Origin of the sequence: Saccharothrix sp. NPDC042600 (assembly GCF_040647305.1) — a bacterium.
Taxonomy (GTDB): domain Bacteria; phylum Actinomycetota; class Actinomycetes; order Mycobacteriales; family Pseudonocardiaceae; genus Actinosynnema; species Actinosynnema mutabilis.
Genome location: NZ_JBEZBW010000038.1, coordinates 1 through 14,317 on the forward strand (window position 1 = coordinate 1; position 14,317 = coordinate 14,317).

The 14,317-nt window shown below is 73.8% G+C and carries 13 protein-coding genes; 7 read left to right on the top strand and 6 right to left on the bottom strand.

Features of this window, described 5'->3' with window-relative positions:
• Nucleotides 1-223: 223 nt before the first annotated feature.
• The 6 genes from murQ to AB0A74_RS22450 form a co-directional block, all read right to left on the bottom strand.
• Nucleotides 224-1,147, bottom strand: a complete 924-nt coding sequence (gene murQ, locus AB0A74_RS22425) for an N-acetylmuramic acid 6-phosphate etherase (protein WP_358252157.1) — start codon at nucleotides 1,145-1,147, stop codon at nucleotides 224-226.
• Nucleotides 1,144-2,058 carry a MurR/RpiR family transcriptional regulator gene (locus AB0A74_RS22430; protein ID WP_343935597.1) on the bottom strand — a complete coding sequence of 305 codons (915 nt, stop codon included), beginning with the start codon at nucleotides 2,056-2,058 and terminating at the stop codon, nucleotides 1,144-1,146. The genes murQ and AB0A74_RS22430 overlap by 4 nt, the downstream gene beginning before the upstream one ends.
• A 110-nt stretch (nucleotides 2,059-2,168) precedes the next feature.
• Nucleotides 2,169-3,857, bottom strand: a complete 1,689-nt coding sequence (locus tag AB0A74_RS22435) for a serine hydrolase domain-containing protein (protein WP_358252159.1) — start codon at nucleotides 3,855-3,857, stop codon at nucleotides 2,169-2,171.
• Nucleotides 3,858-3,868: 11 nt separating this feature from the next.
• Nucleotides 3,869-5,095, bottom strand: a complete 1,227-nt coding sequence (locus AB0A74_RS22440) for a DUF1343 domain-containing protein (RefSeq protein ID WP_358252161.1) — start codon at nucleotides 5,093-5,095, stop codon at nucleotides 3,869-3,871.
• 5 nt (nucleotides 5,096-5,100) lie between these two features.
• Entirely contained in the window at nucleotides 5,101-6,813 is a 1,713-nt protein-coding gene (locus AB0A74_RS22445; protein ID WP_358252163.1) for a glycoside hydrolase family 3 N-terminal domain-containing protein, read from the bottom strand.
• 558 nt (nucleotides 6,814-7,371) lie between these two features.
• Nucleotides 7,372-8,184: an HAD-IB family hydrolase gene (locus AB0A74_RS22450; RefSeq protein WP_343935593.1), complete on the bottom strand. Its 813-nt coding sequence runs from the start codon at nucleotides 8,182-8,184 to the stop codon at nucleotides 7,372-7,374.
• Between the two features lie 470 nt (nucleotides 8,185-8,654).
• Here AB0A74_RS22450 and ssd point away from each other — a divergent pair, with 470 nt between their 5' ends.
• The 7 genes from ssd to AB0A74_RS22485 all read left to right on the top strand — a co-directional run bounded on the left by ssd (nucleotide 8,655) and on the right by AB0A74_RS22485 (nucleotide 14,116).
• Nucleotides 8,655-9,770 (top strand): septum site-determining protein Ssd, encoded by a 1,116-nt coding sequence (gene ssd / locus AB0A74_RS22455; RefSeq protein WP_358252165.1) that lies wholly within the window; start codon nucleotides 8,655-8,657, stop codon nucleotides 9,768-9,770.
• On the top strand, nucleotides 9,767-10,897 hold the full coding sequence (locus tag AB0A74_RS22460) for a TadA family conjugal transfer-associated ATPase (protein ID WP_358252167.1): 1,131 nt from the start codon (nucleotides 9,767-9,769) through the stop codon (nucleotides 10,895-10,897). The genes ssd and AB0A74_RS22460 overlap by 4 nt, the downstream gene beginning before the upstream one ends.
• A complete protein-coding gene (locus AB0A74_RS22465; RefSeq protein WP_358252169.1) occupies nucleotides 10,894-11,673 on the top strand; it encodes a type II secretion system F family protein in 780 nt (259 codons plus the stop codon). The genes AB0A74_RS22460 and AB0A74_RS22465 overlap by 4 nt, the downstream gene beginning before the upstream one ends.
• Nucleotides 11,670-12,224, top strand: coding sequence for a type II secretion system F family protein (locus tag AB0A74_RS22470; RefSeq protein ID WP_358252171.1), 555 nt, complete (start codon nucleotides 11,670-11,672; stop codon nucleotides 12,222-12,224). Before AB0A74_RS22465 ends, AB0A74_RS22470 begins: the two co-directional genes overlap by 4 nt.
• 28 nt (nucleotides 12,225-12,252) lie before the next feature.
• The gene (locus AB0A74_RS22475; RefSeq protein ID WP_358252173.1) at nucleotides 12,253-12,411 is read left to right on the top strand and encodes a DUF4244 domain-containing protein; all 159 of its coding nucleotides are present in this window, start codon (nucleotides 12,253-12,255) and stop codon (nucleotides 12,409-12,411) included.
• Nucleotides 12,408-12,839 carry a TadE family protein gene (locus AB0A74_RS22480; RefSeq protein WP_358252175.1) on the top strand — a complete coding sequence of 144 codons (432 nt, stop codon included), beginning with the start codon at nucleotides 12,408-12,410 and terminating at the stop codon, nucleotides 12,837-12,839. The genes AB0A74_RS22475 and AB0A74_RS22480 overlap by 4 nt, the downstream gene beginning before the upstream one ends.
• Before the next feature lie 86 nt (nucleotides 12,840-12,925).
• A complete protein-coding gene (locus AB0A74_RS22485) occupies nucleotides 12,926-14,116 on the top strand; it encodes an Rv3654c family TadE-like protein (protein WP_358252177.1) in 1,191 nt (396 codons plus the stop codon).
• Nucleotides 14,117-14,317 lie beyond the last annotated feature (201 nt).

Consider the following 14,317-nt stretch of genomic DNA (forward strand, 5'->3'; position numbering starts at 1 on the left):
ACCGCGCCCGCGCCGCCCGCCACCGCGTTCGCGCCGCCCGCCACCGCGCTCGCGCCGCCCGCCACCGCGCTCGCGCCGCCCGCCGTCCGCCCAGCGCCGCTCGGCCTACGCCCCAGTCGCCGCCCGCTCCACTCCTGCCTGGCTCGGCCGCCGCCCGTGCGTTCGCCGGCCGATCTTGTCGGTGGTCCGTGGGACGATGGAAGCGGGGGCCGGAGGCCGCGGCCTAGCGCGCGGTGAGCGAGGTCAGGGCCTGCCGCACGTAGCCCTGCGCCTTCTCCAGCGCCTCCGCGGCCTGGGCGATCGGCACGCCCGACAGCAGGTGCACCAGCGCCACCTTCAGGTCACCGCCCGCGTCCGCCAGCGCCGTCGTGCACTCGTTCTCCGCCAGCCCGGTCGCCTCGCGCAGGATGCGGACCGTCCGCCCGCGCAGCTTCGCGTTGGTCGCCCGCATCGACACCATCAGGTTCGAGTACGTGCGCCCGAGCCGGACCATCACCGCCGTCGAGAACGACGTGAGCACCAGCTTCTGCGACGTGCCCGCCTTCATCCGCGTCGAGCCGGCGATCGCCTCCGGACCCGTGTCCACGGTGATCAGCACGTCCACGTCCACCCGCGGCGCGCTCGGGTTGTTCGAGACCAGGACCGTGCGCGCGCCCAGCGTGCGGGCCTCGTTCAGCGCGGCCACCACGAACGGGGTCCGGCCGGAGGCGGTCACGCCCAGCACGACGTCGCCGGCGACCGCGTGCCGACGGATCTGCGCGGCGCCGCCCGCGGCCTGGTCCTCGACGTCCTCCACGGCCTTGACCAGCGCTTCCGGGCCGCCCGCGTGGTGGGCGACGAACCAGTCCGGCGGCGCGTTGAACGTCGGCACGATCTCGGCCGCGTCCAGCGTCGCCAACCGGCCGGACGTGCCGGCGCCCACGTAGTGCACGCGGTGGCCCGAGCGCAGGGCGTTCACCGCCAGGTCGGCGGCCTGGGCCAGCTCCGGCAGCACGGCCTCGACCGCGTCCGGCACCCGGTGGTCCTCGGCGTTGATCAGCCGCAGCACGTCCAGCGTCGAGAGCCGGTCGATCTCCATCGTCCGCGGGTTGCGGGCCTCCGTCGGCGACTCGACCCGGACCGCGACCCCCTGCCGGGGCGGCGTCATTTACCGGTCTCCCGACGGCGCCTGCCGTCCGGTCGGGCGCCGAGGCGGTGTCCCGACACCGCGTCGTAGGTCGCCTCCAACGCCGTCTTGGCGGTGTCCACGTGCTTCTGGGCGACGCCGATGAACAGGCAGTCGATGACCGTGAGCTGCGCGATCCGGCTGGCCATCGCGCCCGAGCGGAACGTGGTCTCGCGGGCGGCGGTGGTCAGGACGTGGTCGGCGACCTCGCTGATCGGCGAGCGCGGGAAGTTCGTCAGCGCCACCGTCGTCGCGCCGTGCTCCTTGGCGACCCGCAGCGCCTCGACGGTCTCCGCGGTGGACCCGGTGTGCGAGATGCCGACCGCGACGTCGTCCGGGCTCAACACCGCCGCCGAGGTGAGCGCGATGTGGGTGTCGTTCCACGCGAAGCACGTGCGGCCGATGCGGTGCAGCTTCTGCTGCAGGTCGAACGCGACGAACGCGCTGGCCCCGAACCCGTAGACGTCCACCCGGCGCGCGCCGGCGACCGCCTCGACGACCGCCTGGAGGGTCTCGACGTTGAGCTGCTCGGCGGTCTCCTCGACCGCGCGGGCGTCGGCGAACGCGACCTTGCCGACGACCTGGCGCAGGTCGTCACCGGGGCCGATGTCGCCGCCGAGGTCCCGGTCGGTGCGGGCGGCGGTGCGCGCGGTGTCGGCGGCCAGCGCGATGCGCAGCTCCGGGTAACCGCCCACGCCGATGGCCTTGCAGAAGCGGGTCACCGTGGTCTCGCTGGTGCCCGCCGCCTCGGCGACCTCGGTGATGCTGCGGTGGGCGACGGTGGCCGGGTTGTCCAGCACGACCTTCGCCACCCGCTGCTCCGCGCGGGCGAGACCGGGAAGCAGTGACCGGATCCGGACGAGGGGACTGGCGTCGGTGCTTTCGGTGGACACGTGGGAAACTTACTAACCGTCCAACGGAAAATCAACGGAGGGTGGCACCCCGTCACCCCAACCGTGACGGAATGCCACCCGGTGGACGTCGCGATTGCGCCGAAAGCCCACTAGCGGTTGGCCGAACGCCACCCGTCCGCGCGCAGCCCGTCCCGTTCACCGTCCACCAGCACCCCGTGGTCGTCCGCGATCCAGACGGCGTCGACGTACGCGCCGCGCCCGCCGTAGCCCGCGCCGCGCACGTAACGCCACCGGTAGAGCTTGGCCGGTTCCGTTTCGAGCTCCACGCGCTGCCAGCGACGGTCGCCGTACCCCGTCAGTGTCTTCAAGTCGCTCCACGTGGACCCGTCGTTACTGGACTCCAGGACGACCTTGTCCGTGGGATCCAAGTCGACAAAGGCACTGAACGACACGGTGTGCCGCCCACCCGATGTCCGGAGGTCCGGTGTCGTGAGCGTGCCGCCGGCCGTGGTGGGTGTCCAGCTCGTCGGACCGCGCCGCGGTCGGACGGCCAGCGCCTGGGCGAGACCGTTGGCGACGGCCCGGCGGGCGGGGTTGATCGAGCCCCACGTCCGGGTCGGGTGGACGCGGTTGGTCAGCAGGACCGCGATCGAGTTCGACAGCGGGTCCAGCACCAGGCTGGTGCCGGTGAACCCGGTGTGACCGGCTGTCTTCGGCGAGGTCAGCGCGCCCATGTACCAGCGCTGGTCCAGCTCGAAGCCCAAACCGTGCGCGTTGCCCGGGAAGCCCTGGTTGAAGTCGGTGAGCATCAGCCGGACCGTGTCGGGCTGGAGGATGCGCGCGTGCCCGTACCGGCCGCCGTTGAGGATCGCCTGACCGAGTGTCGCCAGGTCGCGGGCGGTGGAGAAGACGCCGGCGTGCCCCGCGACACCGCCGAGCGACCACGCGTTCTCGTCGTGCACCACGCCCCGCACCAGCCCGCGCCCGGTCTGGAACTCGGTGGCGGCGATCCGGTCGAGCTTCGCGGCCGGCGGGTTGTAGCCGGTGTCGTCGAGCTGGAGCGGGCCGGTGATGCCCTCGCGCACCAGGACGTCGAGCTTCTTGCCGCTCAACCTTTCGCTGAGCACGCCGAGGGTGATCAGGTTCAGGTCGGAGTACGTGTAGACGGTGCCCGGCTTGTTCTTCGGGGCCACGTCCATCACGGCCTTGATGCGGGTGGCGACGTCCGGGTAGCGCGACCACAGCGGCAGCCACGGCTCCAGGCCGGAGGTGTGGGTGAGCAGCTGTCGGACCGTGATGGCGTCCTTGCCGTTGACCCCGAACTCCGGCAGGTAGCGGGCCACCGGCGCGTCGAGGTCGAGCAGGTCCCGCTCCTGGAGCCGCATGACCACGATCGACGTGAACAGCTTCGAGATCGAGGCGAGGTCGAAGATCGTGTCCGGGGTCATCGGCACGCGGTCCGCCTCGGGCAGCTCCGTGCCCGTCGCGTCGGCGTACCGGACCGCCCACCCGGCGGTCTCGTGGGTCGCCACCACGCCGTCGTGCACCAGCAGGGTCACCGCGCCGGAGAACAGCGGGTGCCCGCTCGCGTCCGGCACGGTGTACCGCCGCACCTGGTCCAGGGCGGCGCCGATGGCGGCCGGGTCGAGTCCCACACGCTCCGGTGTACCCGAACGCAGCACGTCGTTCGCCCATCCGCGCCGGGGCAGGTCGAACCGGCCGGCCAGGCCCTGCGCCTCGACCTGGTCGTCGGTGGGCGGGGCGGGTTCGGCGTGGGCGGGTGTCGCGGCGGTGACGGCGAGGGCCGTGGCCAGCAGGGTCGTCAGCAGGGTGCGCATCGTCGGTCCCCTCACCGGTAGTGGAGGTACTGGCGGCGGAGGCGGGTGAAGGCGGCCAGCTCGTCGGCCCACGCGCCGACCACCTCGTCGGTGCCCGCGCCCGCGTCGACCATGCGGCGCAGGCGGTCCGAGCCGGTGAGCTTGTCGATCCAGAAGTCCGGACGCCACGCGAACACCTGCGGGTAGCGGGCCCGCGCGGTGACGATCATGGCGACCGCCGCCCGGATCGCGTCGAACTCCCGCGGCGCCGTCACGTGCAGCGCCACCCCGCCGCACGCCTTGCCCACGAACTTGTTGAACGTGGGCGTGAAGTGCGCCTCCCGGAACCGCACCCCGGGCAGGCCCAGCGCGTTGAGGTCCTCCGCCCACCGCCAGTCGATGCCGGGCGCGCCCACCGTCTCGAACGGGCGGGTGGTGCCGCGCCCCTCGGACAGCACCGTCCCCTCGAACAGGCACGTGCCGGGGTAGACCAGCGCGGTGTCGCGGGTCGGCATGTTCGGGCTCGGCGGCACCCACGGCAGCCCGGTGTCCAGCGAGTCCCGCTTCCACCCCTTCGCCCACACGGTCCGCAGGGCGACCTTCCCGCCCTCTGCCGGCAGGAACTCGCCGTTGAACAGCGCGGCCAGCTCACCGACCGTCATCCCGTGCTGCTGCACGATCGGTTTCCTGCCCACGCCCGTCGCGTACGCCGGGTCCAGCTGCGGCCCGCGCGCCCACCCGCCGACCGGGTTCGGCCGGTCCAGCACCAGGAACTCCGCGCCGGTCGCCGCCGCGGCCTGCATCGCCGTGAACATCGTCCAGATGTAGGTGTAGAACCGCGCGCCCACGTCGGCGATGTCGAACACCACGGTGTCCACGCCCGCCTTGGCGAACATCCCCGCGAGCTTGCCGGCGCCCGCGCCGTACGCGTCGTACACCGGCACGCCCGTGCGCGGGTCCAGGAAGTCGCCCTCCGACCCGCCGGCCTGCGCGGTGCCGCGGAACCCGTGCTCCGGGCCGAACGCGGCGGCCGGCCGGTGCCCGGCGGCGACCATCGAGTCCACGACGTGGGTCTGGTCCCGCAGGACGCCGGTCGGGTTGGTGACCACGCCGACCTTCCGGCCCGCGAGGACCCGCCACCCGTCCTCGGCCGCGAGTTCCGCGCCGGTGGCGAGCTTGCGGTCCGCGTGCGCGGGCGCGGAGGTGGCCAGCACGGGGACGGCCAGCGCGCCCCCGATCAGCAGTTGTCTGCGTCGCATCGCCCTCACCAGCTCAATCCGTGGCCGAACGGGTACGGGGTCGGGCCGGGGACGGCCACCGGCAGCGTGCCCGCGGGCCGCACCTCGCCGGTGATCACGCGGACCAGCGCCGCCATCGACACCGCGCTGTAGGAGTAGGTGGCCAGCCAGTTCGGCGCGGCCGTGTGGGCCACGTCGTACGGGTTCTGCACGGCCACCGCCACCACGGTCTTGCCGGTGGCCAGCAACCTGGTCAACAGGGCTTGCTGCGCGGGCTGCCGGGACAGGGCGTTGGTCAGCACCACCACGAGGTCGGCGCCGCCCGCGGCCTGGACGGCGGCGGCGATCTGGGCCTCGGTGGGCGTGCTGCCGGTGGGCAGGGCGGTGCCGCCGAGCAGGCCCGCGAGGGTGCGGGTGGTGGTCTCGCCCCAGCCGGTGACCAGCGCGGATGCCGGCTTGGCGGCCAGCGGCAGGTCGCGGTTGCGCACCGCGGTGACGGTGCGTTCGGTGATCGCCCGCGCGGCGGCGAGGTGCTCCGGTGTGCCGACGGCCGTGTCCACCTTGTCCTCGTCCACGAGCGGGCCGGTGAGCATCCCCCGCAGGAACTTCATGCGCAGGATCCGCAGGACGCTCTGGTCGATGCGCTGCTCGGTCAGCTCGCCGCTGCGCACGGCCGCGAGCACGCTCTCCACGGCGACGCCCAGGTCCATCGGCATGAGCAGTTGGTCCACGCCCGCCTTGAGCGCCAGCACCGGGATCTCCGCGTCGGAGTGCAGTTGCCGCACGCCCGCCATCTGCAGCGAGTCGGTGATGATCACGCCGTCGTAGCCCAGCTCGCGGCGCAGGAGGTCGAGCGCGGGCTTGGACAGGGTGGCCGGCTCACCGGACGGGTCGATCCTGGGCACCTTGATGTGCGCGGTCATGATCGAGTCGATGCCCGCCTCGACGGCGGCCTTGAACGGCGGCGCGTCCAGCCGCCGCCACTGCTCGACCGTGCGGTCCACCTTCGGCAGCGTGGTGTGGCTGTCCTCGTCGGTGTCGCCGTGGCCGGGGAAGTGCTTGGCCGTGGCCGCGACGCCGTGCCGGGTCAGGTGCCGCTGCTGGTAGCCGCGGACCTGGGCGGCGGTCAGCTCGGCGGCCAGCGCCGGGTCGCCGGAGTAGGAGCGGACGCCGATGACCGGGTTGGCCGGGTTGGAGTTGACGTCGGCGTCCGGCGCGAAGTTCTGGTTGACGCCCATCGCGCGCAGCTCACGCGCTGTGATGGCGGCGGCCCGTTCGGCGTCGGCGGTGCTGCGGCCCGCGCCGAGCGCCATGTTGCCGGGGAACTGGGTGGCCGGCGCGCCGATGCGGGTGACGATGCCCATCTCCTGGTCGGTGGCGATGGCCAGCGGGATGCGGCTCGCGCGCTGGAGGCCGTTGGAGAGGCGGGCGATCTGGCGCGGTGTGTCGATGTTGTCGCGGCTGGAGTTGTTGAAGTAGACGACGCCGCCGGGCTGGTACTTCGCCACGACCTCGGCCGGCGTGTCGACGCCGAAGTCCTTCCGGTTGTTCGGGTGCGCCTCGTCGGGTGCCTGCCCGTTCAAGTGGGTGACGAACAGCTGGCCCACCTTCTGCTCCAGGGTCAGCCCGCGCAGCAACGCGCCGACGGACTGGGCCTGGACCGGGTCGGCGGTCGCCGGTGGCACGACGAGGGACGCCGCCGCCAGGGCTGCGGCGGCGAGCGCGAGCGGTCGGAGCACGGTGGCCTCCCCACTTGGCAATCTTTCCACCAACAGGTGGACGCATGCGGAAAGTTACTCACGTCACAGGGACGGGTCAACGGGTTGCGCTGCGTGGCCATCATGCGGAGGGGCACCGACAAAACCGGCGTTCGGCGACTCACTCTTTCGGGTGTTCCTGGCGCAGAAACAGGCCGTGGCCCCTCCCGGAGGAGAGGCCACGGCCGGCGGCGCGGGCTTTCGAGTTACCAAGCGTGCAACTCGTGTCGTACAACCCTGGCCTCGGCGTCCGGCGTCCCGGTACGCAGGCCCTAGACGACAAGCCTCCCGCGGCGTGCTGCGCGTGGGTGCTCGAAGTCCGCGCACGGAGCCCTGTCGGGGTGAACGGTGCTTCTCTTCCGCTCCGTCCCTGGCCGACCCGAGGTCCGCATCTCCTTTGTAATCCTGTCTCGCCGCCACATCAAGGGCTCGATGGGGTGCACCGGTCAAGCCACTGAAAGTAGCGGATCTTCTTGTGTGACACCGTTTTCGGAGCGGATGCCATGGTCGGTACCGCTGACCGGGGCACCCGGGGGTGAATCAGCTCCGCCGACGCCGGCGCAGGCCGTACCAGGCCACGCCGGCGGCCGTCGCCGCGCCGAGTCCGATGGCCGTCACCGCGACCGCCGTGCCCGACGGCCGGGGGATGCGGGCGCGCAGCGACACGGGGTCGGAGAAGGTCAGGACCGGCCACCCGCGCTGGGCGGCGACCTTGCGCAGCGCGCGGTCCGGGTTGACCACCGTGGGGTGGCCGACGGCCTCCAGCAGCGGCAGGTCGGTGATCGAGTCCGAGTACGCGTAGCAGCGGGTCAGGTCGTAGTCGTGCTCCTCCGCGAGCTGCTTGGCGGCGACCGCCTTGTTCTCGCCCGCGCAATAGAAATCGACGTCACCGGAGTAGCGGCCGTCGGACACGACCATCCGGGTGCCCACGCTGTGCGTCGCGCCGATCATCGTGGAGATGGGCGCCACCAGTTCCTCGCCGGACGCGGAGACGACGACCACGTCGTGGCCCTCGGTCTTGTGGTCGGTGATGAGTTGGGTGGCTTCCTTGTAGACCAACGGATCGACGATGTCGTGCAGCGTCTCGTCCACGATCGAGCGAACCTGCTCGACGTCCCAGCCCGCGCACAGGGCGGTGATGTGCGAGCGCATCCGGTCCATCTGGTCGGCGTCGGCGCCGGCCAGCATGAACACGAACTGCGCGTAGGCGCTCTTCAGCACCGCACGCCGGTTGATCAGACCCTCTTGGAAGAAGGGCCGGCTGAACGCCAGCGTGCTCGACTTGGCGATGACCGTCTTGTCCAGGTCGAAGAACGCGGCGACTCGGCTGCCTTCGGTGGCGTGCTCGGTCACGGCACCAGCTTAAGGGCGGGTTCCGCCGGGTGACCGGCGACCATCATTCGCCGTTTTACGAACTTGACGTGGTGCGGTCTACCGAATTTCTCGTGTCCCTCTAACGGAAGACACGCATGACCCTGTCCCGTGGGGATACAGTAGACGGGTCCGGCGCGACCGGACGGGTTCAGTCCGACCCCCCGGGACTGAACCATTGACGACCCCCGTCCCTCCCCCCTGGCGGGGGTCGTCCCATGTCCGGGGTCGGTTCCAAGATCCCTCGCGAAGTACCTCCGCCCGGCTTCGGGCCTCCTCCCCGGCTCCGCCCGTGCCCTCTGCCGCGCGCCGCCCAATCCGCAATCGTGCGGCCTCCCAGTTGTCCACAGGCCCTGAGTTGTCCACAGATCGATCAGTCGTCGTTGTGGCCTTCCTCACCGGTCGGGAGCGTGGACCCCGCACGGACCCGCGTGCCGGACCGAGGAGGAGCTGTGAGCCGAGTGGTGGCCCTGGTGGCCGGGACGGACCTGTTGGACGAGGTGCTGCAAGCCGCCGCCGTGGCGGGGTGCGAGGTGGAGCGGGTGGTCGACGTGCCCGCGCTGCGCGGGCACTGGCACACCGCGCCCGCCGTCGTCGTGGACCCGGAGGGCGCGCGAGCGTGCGTGGACGAGGCCCTGCCGCGGCGGCCGGGAGTCCTCCTGGTCGCCACGGGACCGCCCGACCCGGCCGACTGGCCGTGCGCGGTCGAGCTGGGCGTGGAGCGGGTGATCGACGTGTCGGCGGGGCCGGACGGGTTGCGCACGGCGCTGGCCGACCTGGTGGAGGCGCCGCACGAAGGCGGGCGCGTGCTGGCCGTGCTCGGCGGGTGCGGCGGTGCGGGAGCGTCCGTGCTGGCCACGGCGGTGGGGCAGGCGGTGTTGCTGCGGGGCCGGCGGGCGTTGCTCGTGGACTGCGACCCGTTGGGCGGCGGGCTCGACCTGGCGCTGGGCGCGGAGGCGGAGTCCGGTGTGCGGTGGCCGGAGGTGGAGTTGAGCGGTGGGCGCGTGCCCGCGTCCGCTCTGCGCACGGCCCTGCCCGGGGTCAGCCGGGGCGGCGGCACGCTGTCCTTCTTGTCGTGCTCGCGCAACGGCCCCGACCCGGCGCCGCAGGCCGTGGCGGCCGTGGTCGAGGCGGGTCGGCGGGCCGGGGAGAGCGTGGTGTGCGACGTGCCGCGGCAGCTCCCGCCCGCGGCGTGCGCCGCGCTCGACCGCGCCGACCTGGCGGTGCTGGTGGTCCCGGCGGAGGTGCGCGCGTGCGCGGCGGCCAGACGGGTCGCCGACCAGGTGGCCGAACGCGGGGTCGGCCTCCACGCGGTGGTCCGCACACCGGGGCCGGGCGGCATCCGGCCGGTGGAGGTGGCGGAGGCGGTGGGCGTGCCGCTGCTCACCGCCATGCGCGCCGAGCCGCGCCTGCCCACGGCCCTGGACCACGGGCGGTTCCCGCTGCGGACACGGGGGCCGCTGGCGAAGGCGGCGCGGGAGGTCCTGGCGGCGCTCGACGCGTCGGTTCCGTTGCGGCACAGGCACGTTCGCGGGCCTGATCACCGCGCACCGGTCGGGGGTGGGTGATGAGCGACCTCGTGGAGCGCGTCCGGCAGCGGTTGGCCGACGGGCGGGCGGAGTTGTCGTCGGCGGCCGTCGCCGCGGCCGTGCGCGGTGAGGCCGGGGGCGTGGTCGGCGACGAGGACGTGCAGCGGGCGTTGACGGTGCTGCGGCGCGAGTTCGTCGGGGCCGGGGTCCTGGAGCCGTTGCTGCGCGACCCGGGGACCACCGACGTGCTGGTCACCGGGCCGGACCAGGTGTGGGTGGACGGGGACGGCGGGCTGCGGCGGACGGAGGTGGCGTTCACCGACGAGACCGCGGTGCGGCGGTTGGCGCAACGGCTGGCGGTGGCGGCCGGGCGGCGGTTGGACGACGCCGTGCCGTACGTGGACGGCTGGTTGCCGGGTGCGGTGCGGTTGCACGCGGTGCTGCCGCCGATCGTGCCCTCGACGTGCCTGTCGCTGCGGGTGCTGCGGCCGGCGAGCCACGACCTGGCGGCGTTGTGCGGGCGCGGGACGTTCGACGCGGCCACGGCCGGGGTGTTGCGGGCGGTGGTGCGGGCGCGGCTGGCGTTCCTGGTGGTCGGCGGCACCGGGTCGGGCAAGACGACGTTGCTGGCCGCGCTGCTCGGGTGCGTGCCGCACGACCAGCGGATCGTGTGCGTGGAGGACGCCGGTGAGCTGGAGCCGGACCACCCGCAGTTCGTGCGGCTGCTGGCGCGTGGCGCGAACGTCGAGGGCGCGGGGCGGGTCACGGTGCGGGACCTGGTGCGGCAGGCCCTGCGCATGCGGCCGGACCGGATCGTGGTCGGCGAGGTGCGGGGCTCCGAGGTGGTGGACCTGCTCACCGCCTTCAACACCGGCCACGACGGCGGCGCGGGGACGCTGCACGCGAACACGCCCGCCGAGGTGCCCGCGCGGCTGGAGGCGTTGGCGGCGCTGGGCGGGCTCGACCGGCGGGCCACGCACAGCCAGGTGGCGGCGGCGGTGAAGGTCGTCCTGCACATGCGGCGGGACCCGGACGGCGCGCGGCGGTTGGCGGAGATCGCGGTGTTCGAGCGCGGGCACGACGTGCTGGAGGTCCGGCCGGCGTGGCGGCTGGGCGAGGGCTGGCACCCGGCGGGCGTTCGGCTCAAGGAGGCGGTGGCGCGATGACCTTCCTCTTGTTGGCCCTCGCGCTGCTGGTGACACCACCGGCCACAGCCCGCCGCCGGCTTCGGGCCTTGCGTCGCGCCGGCCGGTCGCCGGTGTCGGTTCGTCGGTGGCTGTCGCGGGCGGTGAAGGGGCCCGTGGTCGTCGCGTTCGGCGCGGTGGTCGGGTTGTCGCTGGGTGTCGGCGGCGTCGTCGCCGGGGCGCTGTTGGCGTTCACGTTGTGGCACTTGCACGTCGGTCGGCGGAAGGAGCGTGCGGGACGGGAGGCCGAGCAGGCGGTCGCCGAGGGGTTGGCGGCGTTCGTGGCGGAGTTGCGGTCGGGGGCCGACCCGGCGCGGGCGGCGCTCGGGGCGGCCGAGGACGCGGACCCGCCCGCGGCGGAGGTGTTCGCGACCGTCGCGGCCACGGCCGAGCGCGGGGGTGACGTCGAGAAGGCGTTGGCGCACACCGAAGGTCGGCAGCTCGCGCGGGCGTGGCGGTTGTCCGGCGACCACGGGGTGCCGTTGGCCGACGTCCTGGAGGCCGTGCGCGACGACCTCCGGCGGCGGGCGGCGTTCGTGCGGCAGGTGCACGCCCGGATGGCCGGGCCCCGGGCGAGCGCGGCGGTGTTGGCGGCGTTGCCGGTGCTCGGGGTGCTGCTGGGCGAGCTGACCGGGTCGCACCCCCTCGGCGTCCTGGCCGGGAGCGGTGTGGGGCAGGTGCTGCTGGTGCTCGGTGTGGCGCTGGTGTGCGCCGGGCTGCGGTGGAGCGCGCGCCTCACCAGGGAGGTGACGGCATGACGTTCCTGCTGCTGGCCGTCGCGCTGCTGCTGCACCCGGGTCGGCCGAGCCCGATCGCCCGACTGAGACCGCCGGTCAGGCGGGTGCGGGCACCGACGCGACCGCCGCCGGACCCGTTCGCGCTGCCGACGGCCTGGGACCTCCTGGCCGCCGCCCTGCGGTCCGGGCTGCCGGTGGCGACGGCGGTCGAGGCGGTGCTGCCCGGCGTGCCGCCGGGACCGGCTGAACACCTGCGCGCCGTCGGCGACCTGCTGCGCCTGGGTGCCGACCCGGTGACGGCGTGGGCGCCCGCACTGGCCCACCCCGACACCGCGCCCCTGGCCCGTGCGGCCCGGCGCAGTGCCAGGTCCGGCGCGGCGCTGGCGGGTGCCGTGGCCGACTTGGCGGCGGACCTCCGGGCCCGTGCCGCCGACCGCGCGGAGGCACGGGCGCAGCGCGCCGCCGTGCTGGTGGCGGGCCCGCTGGCGCTGTGCTTCCTGCCCGCCTTCCTGTGCCTGGGCGTCGTGCCCGTGGTCATCGGCCTGGCGGGACAGGTGAGTTCGAACTGGTGACTGTCTACAGTGGATAGAGGAGTGCGAGATGTTGCTGAACGACAGGGGAATGACGACCGCGGAGTACGCCATCGGCACGCTCGCCGCCGCCGGGCTGGCGACGCTGCTGCTGGTCATCCTCAAGGGCGACTGGGTGATGGGCCTGCTGCAGGGGTTGCTGCAGAAGGCCTTCACGGCAGGCGCATGACGTCCGACGGACGGCGAGCGGCTGTCGGCGGCCAGGGCGGGGCGCTCCTCGGCGAGCGAGAGGCGGCGCTCCTCGGCGAGCCCCGCGGGGTGGCCGTTGGCGATCGGGGGGCGGCGACTGTTGAGGCGGCGCTGGCTGTGTGTGGGCTGGTGGCCGTGCTGGTGCTCGGGGTCGAGGCGGTCATGGCGGTCGTCGCGCAGATCCGGTGCACCGATGCCGCTCGCGAAGCCGCCCGGCTGGTCGCGCGTGGCGAGGACGGGCGGGCCGGGGCGGCGGTGCGGGCCATCGCGCCTGCCGGGGCTGTGCTCGTCGTGCGGAAGGAGGGGGACACGGCGTCGGTCGAGGTGTCGGCCGCTGGCCGGCTGGTCGATGTTCGGGCCAGTGCCTTCGCCGTGGTCGAGCCGGGTGTCGGTGCCAATGGCCGATGAGGAGGGGGCCGATGAGGAGGGGGCCGATGAGGGGGAAGGAGGGGGCAAGCGTGGCTCGGGGGCTGGTTCGGGGTGATCGGGGGAGCGTGACGGTGTTCGCCGTCGCGGTGATCGGCGTTGTGTTCTCGGCCGTGGTGATCGGGATCGAGGTGGGGCGGATCGTTGTCGCCCGGCACCGGGTGGTGGCGGCGGCTGATCTCGCCGCGGTGGGAGCGGCCGGGTACGTGCTCGACGGGGAGGGCGTGGCTTGCGGCAAGGCGGCGCTCGTCGCCGAGCGGATGGGGGTGGAGCTGGTCGAGTGCGTGGTGAGCGGGGTCGAGGTGTCCGTGGTGGTGAGCGGTCCGGAGGTGGGGCTCGGTGCGCCCAGCGCACGGGCTCGGGCTGGTCCGGCCGAACCCGTCGTGCCGTCCGACGCGACGAACGGTCGTCTTCCGGCGGTGAGCGGACTCACACACCGCGCCAATGCGGATTGGGTGCCGGGCATCGGGAACGTGAGCGTTCTGTCGGCCGGTGGGCGGCACGGCGTTCGCCGTTCCGTACCTACCAGTTGTCGACCGGGGGTTACCAGAAGTGCCTGCCATGACGTTAGTTCAAGTGGCGGCACCGACACGGTGTCGAAAAACACCCGACATCGTGTCGTGGTCCAAGGAGGCGAACGGAAGATGGAGTGGTCGGATAGCTGGCGCGGGGCCTTCCGCATCGAGCTGCGCGCGGAGGCGGTCAACCTCGCGTGGCACGGGTGGCCTGTGCTGCCGGGCACCTATCCGGCGGGTGCGCAGTGGGCCGGTCGCGAGGGCGTCGAGCAGGACGGCCCCGTCCCGGTGCACCGCGACTGGCAGGAGCGCATCGGCACCAAGGCCGAGCAGGTCGCCACGTGGTGGGCCGGTCGCTCCTACAGCATCCTGCTGGCCACCGGGCACGGCGTGGACGCCATCGAGGTCGGAGCGGACCTCGGCCGGCGGGCCGCCGTGGCGCTGCGGGCCACCGGGGTCCCGGTGCCGATCGTCGCCACCCCCTCGGGCCGCTGGATGTTCCTGGTCACGACCGGCCAGGCGCTGCGCGCCGACTGGGTCGCCGAGCACGACGTCCACCACTACGGCCGCGGCGAGTACGTGCCGCTGCCGCCGACCCCCTTCCAGCACGGCGTCGTGCACTGGCGGGTCAAGCCCCAGATCTGCGCCTGGCAGCTCCCGCAGCCGGGCGTGGTGCAGGACGCGCTGATTGAGGCGGTCCACGCGCCCGCCGACTTCGGCCTCCTCACCGCCGACCGGGCCTGACACCGGGCCGGCGGGGCGGGCGGCGACGGCACCACTCGTCGGCAGCGGGGCCCGCGACGGCACCGCCTGCCGGAGCCGGGCCGAAGCGCCACCGTCCACCGGAGCCGGGCCGCGATGGCACCGCTCGCCGGAAGCCGGGCCGCGACGGCACCGCCCACCGGAACCCGGGCCCGCCGATCCATCCCGACCGGCCCGCAGTCC

What these genes read in the sequence shown, in the direction of transcription:
- murQ (WP_358252157.1), bottom strand. Translation starts at nt 1,147, where the DNA reads ATGACGCCGCCCCGGCAGGGGGTCGCGGTCCGGGTCGAGTCGCCGACG.
- AB0A74_RS22435 (WP_358252159.1), bottom strand. Translation starts at nt 3,857, where the DNA reads ATGCGCACCCTGCTGACGACCCTGCTGGCCACGGCCCTCGCCGTCACC.
- AB0A74_RS22440 (WP_358252161.1), bottom strand. Translation starts at nt 5,095, where the DNA reads ATGCGACGCAGACAACTGCTGATCGGGGGCGCGCTGGCCGTCCCCGTG.
- AB0A74_RS22465 (WP_358252169.1), top strand. Translation starts at nt 10,894, where the DNA reads ATGACCTTCCTCTTGTTGGCCCTCGCGCTGCTGGTGACACCACCGGCC.
- AB0A74_RS22470 (WP_358252171.1), top strand. Translation starts at nt 11,670, where the DNA reads ATGACGTTCCTGCTGCTGGCCGTCGCGCTGCTGCTGCACCCGGGTCGG.
- AB0A74_RS22475 (WP_358252173.1), top strand. Translation starts at nt 12,253, where the DNA reads ATGTTGCTGAACGACAGGGGAATGACGACCGCGGAGTACGCCATCGGC.
- AB0A74_RS22480 (WP_358252175.1), top strand. Translation starts at nt 12,408, where the DNA reads ATGACGTCCGACGGACGGCGAGCGGCTGTCGGCGGCCAGGGCGGGGCG.